Annotated in this window: 13 protein-coding genes and 2 tRNA genes; 7 read left to right on the top strand and 8 right to left on the bottom strand. The window is 57.2% G+C overall.

Annotated features, from left to right (window positions below):
• Positions 1-24: 24 nt before the first annotated feature.
• Complete coding sequence (tal, locus tag GJU83_RS02355; protein WP_153633573.1) at positions 25-990, bottom strand: transaldolase; 966 nt, start codon at positions 988-990, stop codon at positions 25-27.
• A gap of 127 nt (positions 991-1,117) precedes the next feature.
• Positions 1,118-2,152, bottom strand: coding sequence for a tRNA dihydrouridine(20/20a) synthase DusA (dusA, locus tag GJU83_RS02350; RefSeq protein WP_153633572.1), 1,035 nt, complete (start codon positions 2,150-2,152; stop codon positions 1,118-1,120).
• Positions 2,153-2,443: 291 nt separating this feature from the next.
• On the opposite strand from dusA, the gene GJU83_RS02345 reads away from it, so the two are divergent.
• Positions 2,444-3,217, top strand: a complete 774-nt coding sequence (locus tag GJU83_RS02345; RefSeq protein WP_153633571.1) for an SDR family oxidoreductase — start codon at positions 2,444-2,446, stop codon at positions 3,215-3,217.
• A gap of 2 nt (positions 3,218-3,219) precedes the next feature.
• A complete protein-coding gene (locus tag GJU83_RS02340) occupies positions 3,220-4,134 on the top strand; it encodes an AEC family transporter (RefSeq protein WP_153633570.1) in 915 nt (304 codons plus the stop codon).
• Here the strand turns inward: GJU83_RS02340 and GJU83_RS02335 are convergent.
• A complete protein-coding gene (locus GJU83_RS02335) occupies positions 4,111-5,109 on the bottom strand; it encodes a zinc ABC transporter substrate-binding protein (protein WP_153633569.1) in 999 nt (332 codons plus the stop codon). The genes GJU83_RS02340 and GJU83_RS02335 overlap by 24 nt on opposite strands.
• Before the next feature lie 187 nt (positions 5,110-5,296).
• On the opposite strand from GJU83_RS02335, the gene gltX reads away from it, so the two are divergent.
• From gltX to GJU83_RS02320, 3 genes are all read left to right on the top strand, one after another.
• Complete coding sequence (gene gltX / locus GJU83_RS02330) at positions 5,297-6,781, top strand: glutamate--tRNA ligase (RefSeq protein WP_069183257.1); 1,485 nt, start codon at positions 5,297-5,299, stop codon at positions 6,779-6,781.
• 113 nt (positions 6,782-6,894) lie between these two features.
• Positions 6,895-6,970, top strand: a tRNA-Ala gene (locus GJU83_RS02325).
• Between the two features lie 7 nt (positions 6,971-6,977).
• Positions 6,978-7,053 (top strand) — tRNA-Glu (locus GJU83_RS02320).
• A 123-nt stretch (positions 7,054-7,176) separates the two neighbouring features.
• Here GJU83_RS02320 and GJU83_RS02315 read toward each other — a convergent pair.
• Positions 7,177-8,028 (bottom strand): 6-carboxytetrahydropterin synthase, encoded by an 852-nt coding sequence (locus tag GJU83_RS02315; RefSeq protein ID WP_069183258.1) that lies wholly within the window; start codon positions 8,026-8,028, stop codon positions 7,177-7,179.
• A 21-nt stretch (positions 8,029-8,049) separates the two neighbouring features.
• Between GJU83_RS02315 and GJU83_RS02310 the strand changes: the two genes are divergently transcribed.
• Positions 8,050-8,805, top strand: a complete 756-nt coding sequence (locus GJU83_RS02310) for a nucleotidyltransferase family protein (RefSeq protein WP_228715145.1) — start codon at positions 8,050-8,052, stop codon at positions 8,803-8,805.
• On the opposite strand, the gene GJU83_RS02305 is transcribed toward GJU83_RS02310, so the two are convergent.
• The 3 genes from GJU83_RS02305 to GJU83_RS02295 all read right to left on the bottom strand — a co-directional run bounded on the left by GJU83_RS02305 (position 8,765) and on the right by GJU83_RS02295 (position 11,808).
• Positions 8,765-9,859 carry a response regulator gene (locus tag GJU83_RS02305; RefSeq protein ID WP_153633568.1) on the bottom strand — a complete coding sequence of 365 codons (1,095 nt, stop codon included), beginning with the start codon at positions 9,857-9,859 and terminating at the stop codon, positions 8,765-8,767. The genes GJU83_RS02310 and GJU83_RS02305 overlap by 41 nt on opposite strands.
• Before the next feature lie 52 nt (positions 9,860-9,911).
• Entirely contained in the window at positions 9,912-11,231 is a 1,320-nt protein-coding gene (locus tag GJU83_RS02300) for a PEGA domain-containing protein (protein WP_153633567.1), read from the bottom strand.
• A 115-nt stretch (positions 11,232-11,346) separates the two neighbouring features.
• Positions 11,347-11,808, bottom strand: a complete 462-nt coding sequence (locus GJU83_RS02295; RefSeq protein ID WP_069183261.1) for a hypothetical protein — start codon at positions 11,806-11,808, stop codon at positions 11,347-11,349.
• Between the two features lie 99 nt (positions 11,809-11,907).
• Between GJU83_RS02295 and GJU83_RS02290 the strand changes: the two genes are divergently transcribed.
• Positions 11,908-14,832 (top strand): insulinase family protein, encoded by a 2,925-nt coding sequence (locus GJU83_RS02290; RefSeq protein WP_153633566.1) that lies wholly within the window; start codon positions 11,908-11,910, stop codon positions 14,830-14,832.
• 101 nt (positions 14,833-14,933) lie between these two features.
• On the opposite strand, the gene ppsR is transcribed toward GJU83_RS02290, so the two are convergent.
• A complete protein-coding gene (gene ppsR, locus GJU83_RS02285; RefSeq protein WP_069183263.1) occupies positions 14,934-15,749 on the bottom strand; it encodes a phosphoenolpyruvate synthetase regulatory kinase/phosphorylase PpsR in 816 nt (271 codons plus the stop codon).
• Positions 15,750-15,903: the final 154 nt, after the last annotated feature.

Raw genomic sequence — 15,903 nt, 5'->3', positions numbered from 1 at the left:
CTGTGTTTGGTTTCAGGCCCGGTTTCAGGCGGCCCTGGCGAGCTGCCGAACCCGGTTTTCCAGTTCTATCTGGTCGGCTGTGAACCGGCGAATGCCATCGGCCAGCTTTTCGGTCGCCATGGCGTCCTCGTTGGACTCCCAACGGAACAGCCTTTCGTCAATGGTGCCAAACTGATCCGGTGAGCTGGCGGTATCAGCCACCAGACGACGAGGCAGGTCGCCCTGGTCGTCCTGCAACTCCTGCAGCAAGGCCGGGCTGATGGTCAGGCGGTCGCAACCGGCCAGCATCTCGATTTCGCCGGTATTTCTGAAGCTCGCGCCCATCACCACCGTCTTGAAGCCGTTGGCTTTGTAGTAATTGTAGATGCGAGAGACGGACAGCACCCCGGGGTCTTCCGCCGCCGGGTAGCTGTCGCGGCCCGTGTTGGCCAGATGCCAGTCCAGAATACGACCAACGAACGGAGAGATCAGGAAGGCACCGGCCTGGGCGCAGGCGGCCGCCTGGATGAAGGAAAACAGGAGTGTCAGGTTGCAGCGAATGCCTTCCTTCTCCAGTTGCTCGGCAGCCCGGATACCTTCCCAGGTGGAAGCAATCTTGATCAGCACGCGACTGGTATCGACGCCCTGTTTGTCGTATAGCTCAATCAGGCGGCGGGCTCGCTCCAGCGTGCCGGCGGTATCGAAGGACAACCGGGCGTCGACCTCGGTGGATACCACACCGGGAATCAGGTTCAGGATTTCCCGGCCAGCGAGCACGGCCAGCATATCGGTGGCCATGGTTAACTGCTCGGCGTCTGAGCCGCCATGGCGGCGGGCTTCCGTCACAGCCTTGTCCAACATGGGACGATAAGCATCGGAAGCGGCCGCCTTGAGGAGCAGGGATGGGTTGGTGGTGGCATCTTCCGGCCGCCACTTTGCAATGGCTTCGATATCGCCGGTATCCGCCACTACCGTGGTCATGGTTTTCAGTTGGTCGAGCTTGCTGGTCATTCGTCCTGTCGTCCCGGTTGATCTGTTATTGGTGCGCCCGAATCCCGGGCGCTGGCTATACGCCTACAATAACGGGCTGCTCTGACAGGAACAAGACAACAAAAGGTATGGGGGCAATTGCCTGCGGTTAAGCTTCGGCAATCTCCGGCATTGACGGTTCACGCACCTTTTCCAGCGCGGTCTCGATAACTTCCAGGCCCGCGCCGGTTTTGTGGGCGTTCTCACTGATGTAGCGACGGAACTGCCGGCCACCGGGCTGGCCGTGGAACAGGCCCAGCAGGTGTCGGGACATGTGGGTGAGGTATACGCCCCGCTCGAGTTCGCTCTGGATGAACGGAAGCATGGCCCGAAGCGCCTGATGCCGGGTTTCCACCGGCGCTGCCTCCCCGAAAAACTCCGGATCGACACCTGCCAGCAGCCAGGGGTTGTGGTAGGCCTCCCGGCCCAGCATCACGCCGTCGGTATGCCGCAGGTGCTCGTGGCATTCATCGAAGGTCTTTATACCGCCGTTGATGATGATCTCCAGGTGCGGGTATTTCGCTTTCAGCCGATATACCCAATCGTATTTGAGCGGTGGGACTTCACGGTTTTCCTTGGGGCTCAGGCCTTCAAGGATCGCGATTCGGGCATGCACGATAAACGTCCGGCAACCCGCATCAGACACTTTTTCCACGAACTCGCAGAGATCGTCCCAGGACTCCCGGCCATCAATACCGATCCGATGCTTCACAGTGACCGGCAGGTCGGTTGCCTCAATCATGGCCCGAACGCCCTCCGCCACCTTGTCGGGGTGGCCCATCAGACAGGCGCCAATCATGTTGTTCTGCACCCGATCGCTGGGGCAACCGACGTTCAGGTTGACCTCATCGAACCCGTATTGCTGGGCCAGCCTGGCGCAGTGCGCCAGTTCGCCGGCATCACTGCCGCCAAGCTGAAGGGCCAATGGGTATTCGGCCTCATCGTGGCGCAGAAAACGTGCGGTGTCGCCGTGGATCAGCGCTCCGGTGGTGACCATCTCAGTGTAGAGTAGAGTGTGTCTGCTGAGCTGGCGCGCCAGATAACGGTAGTGGCTGGTGGTCCAATCCATCATCGGGGCCACGCAGAAGCGGCGGGAGAGGCCCGGTTCGGTCATTGCGGCGGCTTGTGATGGTATTGCTGGCATTGCGGTTACCTGATCGACTGATTGGCTGGTGCAGCTAATCATTACGTTGCTGTTTGGGCCCTAGTTTAACAGGGTTGCCCAGCAGATTTCCGTAGGGCTTTGGCGAAATGCCCAAGTTACCCCATGCCTCAAAGGATAAGCCGGCGAGAGTGGCGATTGAGGTCTCTAAAAACGTTGCGCGTTGGGCTCATATATTCAATAGCTATTACATCTTGTCGTGGAACAGACCATATAACCCATGGGAAACTGCCAATCCTTTGTTCGGCAATGAAAAGATAAAGGAAAGTTATCTTGACCAAATCCATTTTCATCACCGGCGCAGGTGCCGGAATTGGCCTTGAAACAGCACGCCTGTTCGCGTCAAAAGGCTGGTTTGTCGGTGCGGCAGACCGAGACCCGAGGGCGCTGGAAAATCTGCAGGCCGAACTGGGTGAGGAAGTATGCTCCACTCATGTCGTCGATGTGACTGATGAAAAGGCTGTCGCTGAGGCCCTGTCAGAATTCGCAGAATTAACCGGGGGAACCATCGATGCACTGCACAACAACGCCGGCATTTTGAGAGTAGGTCCGTTTGAAAGCATCGCCATTCAAGACCATCGTGCGATCGTTGAAATCAATGTGATTGGCCTGATGAATGTTCTGTACGCAGCTTTTCCCTACCTCAAGGCTGCCTCCGGTGCAGTGGTTGTGAACATGAGTTCTGCTTCAGCGGCTTATGGTACACCGGATTTCGCCTCCTATTCCGCCAGCAAGCACGCGGTGAGAGCCATGACCGAGGCCCTCGATATCGAATGGCAAGCTCATGGCATTCGCGTCTGCGATCTGATGCCCCCCTTTGTGAACACGGGGATGGTTCAGGCCAACGTCGGAGGGTCGCGTTTGTTTGATAGCCTGGGCGTTAATCTGGCGCCGTCTGAAGTTGCCGCCGAGGTCTGGAAGCAGGTCGCTTCGCCTCAACTTCATAGAGCGGTTTCCGGTCAGTTCAAGATCCTATGGCCAATTGCCCGCTCGGCGCCCACGGCAGTGACCCGTGCTGTGATGAAAAAACTGCGGCGGAGTTCATAGATATGCCTCTGATGGTGCAGGCCCTGCTGCCCGTATTTGTCCTGATCATGCTCGGGCATGTGTTCCGGCGTATTGATTTTCCCGGTGGCGATTTCTGGCCGCAGGCGGAGCGCTTTACCTACTACGTGCTGTTCCCGGCCATGCTTGTTTTCAAGCTGGGGCAGGCGCGGTTGCCGGCTTCCGCCTATGGCGATATTGCCTTGCTGATCGGGGCCATGCTGATCGCGATGACGTTGGTTCTGGCATTTGCCCAATGGTTCTGGCGCTGGTCCGGTCCGGTCTTCTCGTCGGTTTACCAGGGGGCAATCCGGTTCAATTCCTATGTGGGGCTGGCGGCTGGCGGCATGCTGTTGGGCGATCAGGGGCTGTCGCTGACGGCAATTGCAGTGGCCATCATGGTGCCGTTGCTAAATTTGCTCTGCATACTGATGTTTTCGCTGGTGGCCGCGGAAGGGCCGGTGAGATTGGTGCCGGTGTTCAAGGCGATTGTGACCAATCCATTGATCGTAGGCTCGGTGATTGGCGTGGTCTGGAGTTTCTTCGAAATCGGATTCCATCCGCTGATCGGCGGCATTCTCGAGCCGCTCAGTAACCTGGCGTTGCCGATGGGGCTGATGACGGTCGGTGCCGGGCTTCAATTGAAAGCCCTGCGAGGTGCGTCCCTGCCATTTATTGTCGCGTCTACGTTGAAGCTGATCGGGTTTCCGATGATGACCGCCGGACTGGCAATGTTGCTGGGGCTCGAAGGAATGCTGGTGCAGGTGGCGGTTCTATTGGCAGCGCTACCCACGGCCACCTCTGCCTACATCCTGGCGCGGCAACTGGGTGGTGATGCCCCCTTGATGGCGGGCATCATCAGTGGCCAGACCTTGCTGGCCATCGTCACCATTCCGTTAATGCTCAGTATCCTCTGGTAGGCAGTTGAGTACCGCGTCGACAATGCTGTGCTGGAAGTTGTTGTAGCCCTGGGCCGTTGCCTCGATATCGGTGGCAAGGGGGTCCCAGGTGCTGAAGGTGACGTTCAAATTCTCCGTGATCGAACGCCACCACTGCCGGTTAAACTGCGGTTCGGTCAGCAGGCATGGGTGGTTGGCGTTGCGTAGTTTTTCCTGCACCTCCGCGATATGCCGTGCCCCCGGCGACAGCTCCGGGTTCAGGGTCAGAACGCCCTCGAGTTTGAGTTCATAGTGTTCGGCAAACCGGGTAAAGGCGTCGTGATAGGCGAACAGGCTGATGTCGTGGGCCGGTGCAAGGCGGTCGCGAATATTGGCATCGGTCTCTCGAACGCTGGCTTTGAACAGCTCGAAATTCTCGTTTAACGCGCCAGCGTCAACACCTTCCAGTTTTGAGAGAGCATCGCGGACCGTCCCGGCCATTTCGATGGCCAGTTCGGGATCCAGCCAGATGTGCGGGTCTTCGCCGTCTCCGTGATCATGGCCGTGTCCATGCCCCTCGTTGTGGTGCTCTTCCTTCTTGGTCTGCTCTTCATGAGCATGGCCATGGTGATCGTCCGCGTGGTCGTCGTGGGCGTGTTCATCGTGGGTAACTTCTGCGGGTTCGTCTTCGGCATCCATGAGCGCGACCGTTCGACCACTGAATTCTTGCCCGGCCAGGAGGCGATTAAGGAAGGTTTCCATGTCGGGCCCGACCCAGAAAATCACGTCGGCGTTTTCCAGTGCCCGACGCTGGGATGGCTTCATGGTGTAGTTGTGGGGGCTGGAGCCAGGTGGAACCAGGGTGGTCGTCTGCATGTCGTCCGTTGCGATGGCGCTGACAATCAGTTCAACCGGTTTGATGGAGGTAACGATACGGGTCTCGGCTTGAAGTGCGCCGCTGATCAAAAGGGTGCCGGCACCGAGTGCCAGAGAAAGTGCTTTTCCGGGAACGCGCATGATAGATGAGATCCTGCAATGCCATTGTGTAATGTTATAATGTAACAAGTTGGTGTGGGGTCGGCAAAAGAAACTTTCTACTGGCAGTCTATGGTGCGCCTGTTAACTTGCTGATCATGCGAAACCTGACGATGGCCGGTATAATGCCCGCTTTACAAAACGGCCACCGATTTTTCAGGAAGGTTTCATGACTGTACGTACCCGAATTGCTCCGTCACCTACGGGTGACCCTCACGTTGGTACCGCCTACGTGGCCCTGTTCAACCTGTGTTTTGCCCGTCAGCACGGCGGGCAGTTCATCCTGCGTATCGAAGATACTGACCAGGCCCGCAGTACTGCGGAGTCCGAGCAGGACATTCTAAAGGCGCTTCGCTGGCTTGGTCTGAACTGGGACGAAGGCCCCGATGTCGGTGGTCCTCACGGCCCCTATCGCCAGTCCGAGCGCAAGCACTCCTACCGCCAGTATGCCGAGGACCTGGTCACGGCCGGGCATGCGTTTTACTGCTTCCGCACACCGGAAGAGCTTGAAGCCATTCGGGAAGAGCGCAAGGCTCAGGGCTTGAATCCGGGCATCAAGGGCGATCTGGAGTTGCCTGAAGATGAAGTGAAGCGCCGCCTTGATGCAGGCGAGCCATATGTGATTCGCATGAAAGTGCCCGATGAGGGCGTCTGCGAGATCGACGACATGCTTCGGGGCACCATTGAGATCGACTGGGCTCAGGTGGACTGCCAGATTCTGCTCAAGTCCGATGGCATGCCCACCTATCACCTGGCGAATGTGGTTGATGATCACCTGATGGAAATCACCCATGTTTTGCGGGGCGAGGAGTGGATCAACTCTGCGCCGAAGCACAAGCTGCTGTATCAGTATTTTGGCTGGGAGATGCCGGTGCTCTGTCACCTGCCGCTGCTGCGTAATCCGGACAAGAGCAAGCTGTCCAAACGCAAGAACCCCACTAGTATCAACTTCTATGAGCGCATGGGTTTTCTGCCGGAGGCTGTGACCAATTACCTGGGGCGTATGGGCTGGTCAATGCCGGACGAGCGGGAAAAGTTCACCCTGGACGAGATGATCGAGAATTTTGACATCCAGCGTGTTTCCCTTGGTGGCCCGGTGTTCGATGTAGAGAAACTTCGCTGGCTGAACGGCCAGTGGCTGCGTGAAGAGCTGACCGAAGAGCAGTTCATGGAGCGCATGCGCCAGTGGTGGTTCAACGAGGATGCCCTGCGTGCTCTGGTGCCCCACATCAAGGGCAGGGCAGAGGTATTTTCGGATGTGGCGCCCATGGCTCAGTTTATGTTCTCCGGTATGCTCAACCTGAAGCCGGAAGACTTTGCCCACAACAAACTGGAGGAAGCTCAGATCAAGCGGGTTCTGCAGTTTACATTGTGGAAGCTTGAAGCCCAGCGGCATTGGAGCAAGGAAACCATCTTCGCGGACATCAAGGCCCTGGCCAAGGCCATGGAGCTGAAGATGGGTGATTTCATGTTCTCTATCTTTGTGGCGGTGGCCGGTACGCCGAACTCCTGGTCCGTGATGGATTCCATGGCGCTTCTGGGCCCGGACATGACCCGTTCAAGGCTTCGGCATGCGCTGGAAGTGATGGGTGGCTTTTCCAAGAAAGAAACAAAGAAAGTGGAAAAGGAATACGCGGCTCTGGGTATTCATTGACCGCTTTGGTGAATTAATAAACGGCTCGAACAGGGATGTTCAGAAAACTGAAAAAAAGTGTGATTCAGAGGTTGACGCCCATAGGGCGGATCCTTAATATACGCAGCCGTTGAGGGGCCATAGCTCAGCTGGGAGAGCGCAACACTGGCAGTGTTGAGGTCGGCGGTTCGATCCCGCCTGGCTCCACCAATTTCTAGTCCCCTTCGTCTAGTGGCCTAGGACTCCGCCCTTTCACGGCGGCAACAGGGGTTCGAACCCCCTAGGGGACGCCAATTAGGCTTTTCGGTTTAGTCCACCGTAAAGCCATCAAAAAAACCGCCTTCGGGCGGTTTTTTTGTGCCTGTAAACCAGGGATCAGTAGAAAAGTTCTTCTGATCCCGTTTTCAGGACTTCAATCAACGCTCCGCAATGGCCCCTTTGCCAACACCTTCATAGGCCTTCACCCGGATGGTATCTGTCGCAAACTCCACCTTGAGCTTGTCAGCCATGTGGGCGGCAATCAGCTCCACCGTCGTGTCGGTATCCAGCATGTACACGCGCTCCTCTGGCAGGGTCAGCGCAAACTCGCCCTGGTTGGCTTCGTATTCGAAGGTCACATAGCGAACGCCGTCTTCACCCACATGCCGACGCACCACATCTTCTTCGGAACCCACGTAGATGTCGCGCCAGAGTTTCGCCCAGCGGCGTTCCAGGTCGTAATCGCGATGCCCGTTACGGTCGATACGGATCGGCGAACGGTGACCGTGGGCGATGCGCTGGCAGTTGCCCAGGTGTTTCTTCAGGCCGTGCACGTAGTGATAGTAGGCGCCGTCGATTTCTTCTTCCCGGAGGTTGATCTCCACGGAAATGACATTGGCGGGAAGCACCGCCTTGATTTCCTGTTCCAGCAGCGAGGCAACGGCTGATGGCACAACCCGGTCGGCGGACAGCCAGACGATGGCTTCGTCCGGCGACCGGTGAGTGATCTGGCTGCCATCGGTCAGCGACCAGTTGAAGGTGTCTGGCTCTTCCTCGTTCCATGACAATCCGTGGTAACCTCGGGGAATGACCAGGCGATGGTCCACTCGCTCATCAATGACCCGTTTGATGGTGCGTTTTACGTTGCTGAAGTCGAACACCATGCCCTGTTCGTCCAGCTCCCCGCCAAGCACCACATCCGCAATCCAGCTTTCACCCACCAACCCCCGGGTCGGGTCGAGGTAAGCGAAATCGATAACGGTCAGGTTGTCTACAAACAGATGGTTCATCAAATTTCCAGGCGGGTATGATTGATTGATGGCGGAATTCTAGCAAAAATCACCGAATACAGCAGTCTGGCGGATTCCCCGGGCTCCATTTCTTACTGTACGGGTTTCATCATCTTAAACTTCGAAAAGCTCAACGATCAGCAATTCCCGGTACTGGTACTGGCTGCCGGTGCCTCCAGCCGCCTTGGCCGGCCCAAAGCCCTGTTGCCTCTGGGCCCCCGGGATCCGGAGGTAACCGATTCCCGCAACCGTATTCTCCTGGATGCAGCCATTGGCCAGGGCCGAGTATTGAGCCCGGACGTCCGGGTTGTGTGCGGTGCCTGGTACCCCTTGATCCGCTTTCGTTGCCGACGCCAACCATCGGTATGGCTGAGAACGCCGGATTGGCAGCATGGGATTTCAGCGTCGCTGTCTGCAGGGCTTCGAAGCCTGGGGCCCGCTGCGAAAGGGGCTTTCGTTCTGGTGGCGGACCAACCGTTATTGGATCTGAACGCCCTTGAGGCTTTTGGCAAGGCCGCGCGCTATGTGCCGGATCAGCCGATTGCCGCAGATTATGGGGGGCGGCCGGGCGTGCCTGCCTACCTTCCACGCTGGCTCTGGCCTCTGGTGCTTGATCTGGAGGGGGATAAGGGCGCCGGGCAGCTGCTGGCAGAGATGCGGGCCACCCGGGTCGATATTCCGGGGGTCCACGACGATGTGGACACCCCGGCAGACTGGCGCAGAATCCGGGCGCTGCTTAGCCGAAAAGGCCTGACAGCCAGGCAATCCCGACGCTGAAGATCCCGAGGCTTACGGCAAGACCAATGGTGTAGACTCGAGAGGCTGCAGAACGCTGTTGGGCAACGAACAGATCGATTGTCCGCTGGGCAATGTCTTCAGCGGTTTCCCGGGAAATTTCGTGGGCCTGCTGAATGGCCTCGGATTGAAGGGTCTGCCAGAACTCGGTATCGATCGTCTGAACGCTGGTGATGTGATCTTTCAGCTCAGCCATATGATCGCTGGTAAAGCCGGAATTCTTTTTCAGCTCTTTCTTGAGAACTGCCAGCTCGCTGCCGAGGTTGAGATTGACTTCGGCGGCGACGTCGTCGCGCAGGCTTCTGGTTCGCTCCTCGACCATTTCAGTCACTGCGTTCAGGCGCTCCTCGATAGCCGCGTCCTGCTTGCTGCGAGACTCGTCCAGCGCGCGCTTCAGGTGGTCGAACTGTTCATCAAAGAGCGAGCTGAGCAGTTCATGCAGCCGATTGTTGATGTGGGTTTTGACCGCAGAACGGGCAATCTGCTCGATAAGCTCGCTGGTCAGGGGAACCACGTTGGCCTGAGGGTTACCACGACCGGCGGAATCGCCTGTTTTGGGAGACAGTTCCACCGAAGCATCCGCCGGGACGTTCAGTAATTCATCCTCGTCGACGTAGGCGGACGCTGATTCAGTGGGCGGTTCTGGCAGGGTTCCCCCTGTGACATCGCTGGCCAGCTGGTCCAGAACTTCTTTGAGTCCCTCGGTTTGTGGCGGCTTGGTCAGGATGTTGTAGACACCAAAGTTTCGCGCCTCTTCCATAAACGAGGACGATTTCTTGGATGTGCACATGATGATGGGAATGCTGGCGGTCTCCGGATTGCCCTTGATGGCCTTGGTGGCCTCAACGCCATTCATTCCGGGCATCAGATGGTCCATAAAGATGACATCCGGGCGGCCATGGCTGTTGAGGAAATCCAGGGCCTCTTCGGCCGAGCCAGCCATGTTGACTTCCATATCGCGACTCTCCAGCAGTTTGCTCAGGGCAAATCGTGCCACCTTGGAGTCATCTACCAGCAGAGCGTTTTTGATCGCCATGTCACTACCTCAATCGTTTACTGCAAACGCGTTTGTTATCGGGCTGCCGGGATTACCAGCCTTCCAGTTTCGGGCACTCTGTGGCCCGGTAGCTCTTGTCCCGATAACAGACACCGGGTTCAGTGGTTCGGGCAGTGAAAATCTCCCCTGCCGCCGTGGTCAGGCGCACCTGTCCGTAAGGCTCGCCATGACGGAAAGTGGCTTCGATTGAACTGCCGTTGGGGTTTTTCAGCAAACCCCTGCCATGAAACTTCCCTTCTATGTACTGACCTTCGTATTTCTTGCCACTGGCGAAGACCTCGGTTCCTGTGCCGTGGAAAGCGCCGTTGGAAAATTCGCCTTCGTAGTGCCTTCCATCGGGGTAAGTCAGTGTGCCACTGCCATGAAATTCGTTGTTCCGGAATCCGCCCACATAGAGCATGCCGTCCGCAGTGGTCAGGGAACCGTGGCCATTGAGTTGCCCGTCCTGCCAGTGTCCGGTCAGTATGTCTCCGTTTGCCAATGTCAGGGTGCCTTTGCCATTGAACTGGTCGGTCCGGAATTCGCCGGAGTACCTGGACCCGTCAGCGCTGCGCCATTCGCCTTCGCCCTCGCGTTGTCCGGCAGCCCAATCTCCCTCGTAGCGGCTGCCGTCTGGATACCAGACAGTGCCCTGGCCGTGGAATTCACCGTCCACAAAGTGGCCTTCGTAGCGCAGGCCGTCCGCATCCTGATAGGTGCCGTCACCGGTTTTCACACCGCCGACCCAGGTCCCGTCCCGGAAATTTACCGTGGTAAAGGCTTCCAGTTCGCCCACCAGGGTCATCTCGTTGCCGGCTTCAAGGGCCACGGTGCGATTCCAGGGCTTGAAGCCGGGCTTGCTGATAGTGACCTCATACCGGCCCGGATCCAGCTCCAGGTCCAGGCGAGTGGCGCCGTATTGCTTTCCGTTTATCGTCACCTGATCGCCGACCACATTGGAGCGGAGCACCAGCAGAGCCTGTGTTGGTCGCTCTGGCTGCTGTTGTTTTGCCGGTTTTTCCCGGGTTGCCTTGGCTGTATCAGTCCGGGTTGCCATGGCTGCCGGCGATTCAGCCATTGCCAGAACCTCCGGATTCTCAGGCATGGGCGGAATGGTGAACGGGGTGGCGTCGACCACGGGCGTGTTGGATTGCTGGGGAGCTGGCTCCGGTAGGGGGGACGCAATGGCAGCAGGTTCAGGCGGCGCGCTGATCTCCGATTCATCAGGGCCGGATGTGATCACCTGCTCGACGGCAGGTGGCTCGAAGGTTTCCGTCATTCGAAGGTCATCCCGCACGGATGCGAACCCGGCGGTAACCAACAGCATAAGTGCCAGGGCATTTATGAACAGAAGCGGTCTGAAATCGACCATGACGGAACCTCGTGATCCTGCATTCTTGGAATTCTGTCTACCGCTTCATCTTACCCAGTGACTGCAACACTATGTAACAGAAAGTGTCCGGCAGTTACCGAGAATGCAGGCCAAATCACACTTTATCCGGAAGCTGATCATGGTTGAGTTGTTCCCATGATCTCATGTACACGTCGGCTTCGTATTCATAGGGTGATTTGAAGGGGGTCAGCACGAAGTCAAATACCAGGAAGAAGAACCCGATGGAGGCCCAGGCGATGACCAGTGTACTGATGGTGGTCGCTTGCACCTCTGGATTGGAATCAACGAAATCCTGCAACAGTGGGATCAGATCTGAAGCCAGCACAACGGGATTGAAGCTGGCCATCACAAATGGAACCCAGAAAGCGATAAAAACCGGGAAAAATCCAAAAGACCAGAGCAGGCGACGCAGCAGGTATATGGCAACTTCCCGCCAGAAGCGCTGTCTGATTTCCGGTACCTTCCGGATCCGGTCAAGGTAATTTCGTCGTTCTGCCCAATAAGCGGCGACTTCCGGAGCGTCAACTGCCTTTGTCTGAGGAGCGGGAGTTGTCATGGACGGCGAGGTACCCTTTAGCTACTGGAGTTATGCATGATAAGCGATACTACGTGTTACCCTACAATTCTCCAATTGTTTAAAGACAGGATAGTTTGAATGGCTGCAGTGATCGACAACGCAACCCATCCGGCCTTTGAGAAGCTTCGCAGTCACCGGATCGACACGCTCAACCTTGAGGTTGAGGAGTATCGTCACAGGAAAACCGGCGCCCGGCACCTGCACCTGGCCGCAGATAACGACGAGAACGTATTTTTCGTGGCGCTTCGAACCTTCCCGATGGATTCCACCGGCGTTGCTCACATTCTCGAGCATACAGCGCTTTGCGGCAGTGAGCGTTTTCCGGTTCGCGACCCATTCTTCATGATGATCCGGCGGTCGCTGAACACATTCATGAACGCCTTTACCAGCAGCGACTGGACTGCCTATCCCTTCGCCAGCATGAACCGGAAAGACTTCGACAATCTGCTGTCGGTCTACCTCGATTGCGTGTTTTTCTCCAAGCTTGACCCACTGGATTTTGCCCAGGAGGGTCACCGTCTGGAATTCGACAAACCCGAGGATCCCTCTACCGATCTGGTCTATCGGGGCGTTGTCTACAACGAGATGAAAGGCGCGATGAGTTCGCCGACCTCCCAGCTGTGGCAGAACCTGAGCAGCCATCTGTTCCCGACCACGACCTATCACTACAACAGTGGTGGTGAGCCGGACCACATCGTTGACCTCAGTTACGACGACCTGCTTCAGTTCTATCGCCATCATTACCACCCCAGCAATGCGATATTCGCCACGTACGGCAATATCCCGGCTCGGGAGCATCATGAAAAGTTTGAAGAGCTGGCACTGAAACGTTTTGACCGACTGGATATTGATCTGCCGGTCCGCGACGAGAAGCGCATGTTTGCGCCCGTTCGTGTGGAGCAGGGCTACGCCGTGAACGAGGGTGAGGGTACCGACAACAAGACCCACATCGTGGTGGGGTGGCTTCTGGGCCACAGCTTTGATCTTCAGGAGAACCTGGAGGGGCAGCTGTTGTCCGCCGTTCTGCTTGAAAACAGTGCCTCGCCGCTGATGCGGGCACTGGAAACCACAGATCTGGGGCATGCACCGTCGCCCATGTGCGGGCTGGAGGATTCCAACCGTGAGATGACCTTTGTCTGCGGCATCGAAGGCAGCGAACCCGACAAGCACAAGGATCTGGAAGCGCTGCTCGAATCCACGCTTCTGAAGGTGGTGGAGGAAGGCGTCAGCGAGGAACGTCTCGAGGCCATCCTGCATCAGCTCGAACTGCATCAGCGGGAAATCGCTGGTGACCAGTTCCCATACGGACTGCAACTGATCATGAGCGCCATTGCACCCATGGTGCACGGTGGTGATCCGGTTGAACTGCTTGACCTGGAGCCGGTGCTGGCAACGCTCCGGGAGAAAATTCGGGATCCGCAGTATGTGCCAAACCTGATCCGCCGCAAGCTACTGGAGAACCCGCACCGGGTCACTTTGACCCTGCGACCGGACGAAAAGCTCGAGTCCCGCCGGCAGGAGGCTATCCGTGAAGCCCTGGCCCGTCGCAAGGCCGAGCTGACCGACGAAGAAGTCCGGATGATCGTGGATCGGGCCAAGGCTCTGGAAGAGCGCCAGATGCACAAGGATGACGATTCCATCCTGCCAAAAGTGGATCTGTCCGACGTGCCCCTGCAGATGCCAGAGCCGGAAGGCCGTTATGACGGCGATATCTCGGCGACGGTTTATGCCCGTGGCACCAACGGTCTGGTATACGAACAGATTATTGTCCCGGTTCCGGCTCTGACAGAAGAAGAGCTTCTGCTGGTGCCTTATTACACCACCCTGATTTCCGAAGTGGGCTGTGGTGATCTGGACTACTTGCAGATGCAGGATCGTATTTCTGCGGAATCCGGTGGTATCGGGGCGGCGTTCAGCGCCAAAGGCCGTATTGATGATGTTCAGGATTTGTCCGGATACATCATCTTCAATGGCAAGGCGCTGGCCCGTAACCGCAGTGAGTTGACCCGTCTTCTGCGGGATGTCTACACCAGCGCCCGCTTTGACGAGAAAGAACGGATCCGGGAAATTATTGCCCAGATTCGGGCTCGTCGAGAGCAGGCGGTGACCGGCAGTGGTCATGCGCTGGCCATGGGCGCGGCGTCTCAGGGCATGAGCCCGGGAGCCTGGCTGTCTTTCCGGCTCGGTGGTCTTGCCGGTATTCGCGGTACCAAGCAGCTGGATCAGGCCCTGAAGGATCCGGAGGAGCTGGCGGCTCTGTGTGACGGACTGTCTGCGTTGCATGAGAAAATTCGCAACCAGGGGCGTGAGTTCCTGGTGATCGGTGAGGACGAGCAGCTTCCGGCGATGGTTGATGACCTGAAGTCCTGCTGGCGCGATGCTTCCGAAGCAGCCGTTTCTGACTGGAAAATGGAGTCGGTCAATTACACAACCCGCGAGGCGTGGCTGACCTCTACCCAGGTCAACTTCTGTTCCAAAGCCTACAGCACGGTAGCGGTGGACCATCCGGATGCGGCGGCACTGACCGTGCTTGGTGGTTTCCTGCGCAACGGTTATTTACACCGTGCCATCCGTGAAAAGGGCGGTGCTTACGGTGGTGGCGCTGGCCAGGACAGCGTGAATGGTACCTTCCGGTTCTTCTCCTACCGGGATCCGCGCCTGGAGGAAACGTTGGACGATTTCGATGCCGCCCTGGCGTGGTTGCAGGACAACGACCATGATTATCAGGAGCTTGAAGAGTCGATTCTTGGTGTGATTGGCCAACTCGACAGGCCCCGGTCCCCGGCCGGTGCAGCTCGGCATGCTTTCCACAACAAGCTATTTGGCCGCACCCTGGAACAGCGGGCGAGGTTCCGGGAGCGAGTACTGTCGGTCACACTGGATGACCTGAAACGCGTGGCCAGAACCTGGCTGGTGCCCGAAAAAGCCAGTACCGCAGTGGTAACCAGCCCGGAGAATCGGGCCAGGGCCGAGAAACTTGGGTTGGCTATCGAAGAACTCTAGAGCCCGGCTTCACAAAAAGGCGCTATGAAAAAGGGGTCAGATGAAATGTTCATCTGACCCCTTTTCAGTTGCCCGGTCATTTCCCTGGCGCCCTGCGATGTTCAGCGGTGTCTTTTCAGCCCGGTTGTGACCATGATTCGAGTGGAGATTTCCTCTACGGAATAGGCCGTGGTGTTCAAGTAAGGAATTCGCTCACGCTTGTACATCAACTCGATTTCCTCGATTTCGTGCATGCACTGCTTGATGGAGGAGTAGCGGGAGTTTGGCCGGCGCTCGTTGCGTATGGTCGCCAGACGTTCCGGATCAATGGTCAGCCCAAAGATCTTCTCTTTATGAGGTTTGAGTGCTTTGGGGATCTGTTGGTCTGCCAGGTCTTCTTCCGTAATCGGATAGTTGGCCGCCTTCACGCCATATTGCAGGGCCAGATAGAGGCAGGTGGGTGTTTTCCCGCTACGAGAGGCACCCACGAGGATCAGATCGGCTTCATCGTAATGCCGCGTGCGTGCGCCATCGTCATTATCCAGAGCAAAGTTGACCGCATTGATCCTGCGCTCGTAGCTCCCTTCGTTATTGATGGCATGGGATTTACCCACGGTATATGAGGAAGAGGACTGCAACTCTTCCTCCATGGGTTTGAGAAAGGTCCCGAAAATATCCACCATGAAGCCTTCGGCGGTGGCGATGATTTCCCGGATATCGCTATTTACAATGGTGTCGAACACCAGCGGGCGTGCGCCATCGGTCTCGGCCGCCTTGTTGATCCGTTTGACCATTTCCCGGGCTTTTTCTTCGTCCGCAATATAGGGAACGGTGACCCGTTCGAATTCGATCTTTTCGAATTGGGCCAGAAGGCTGTGCCCCAGTGCTTCGGCTGTCAGGCCGGTGCCATCAGAAATGAAAAAAGCAGTGCGTTTCATGCTGTATCGTCCGGTTCCATGGTTCCTTGATTCCTGGCCTGGTGGCCTAGGTAATTTCCGCAGGTTACAGTATCATACACGCCAAGTTCGAGACTCCGCAGTGGATATTGCCTACTTTTACCGCTGGCCCGATTTTGCTCTTAGCTTCACAGAC

The organism is Marinobacter salsuginis, from assembly GCF_009617755.1.
GTDB classification, from domain to species: domain Bacteria; phylum Pseudomonadota; class Gammaproteobacteria; order Pseudomonadales; family Oleiphilaceae; genus Marinobacter; species Marinobacter salsuginis.
Note: the sequence above shows the minus strand (reverse complement) of the source record. Positions and strands in the feature narration are given on the sequence as shown.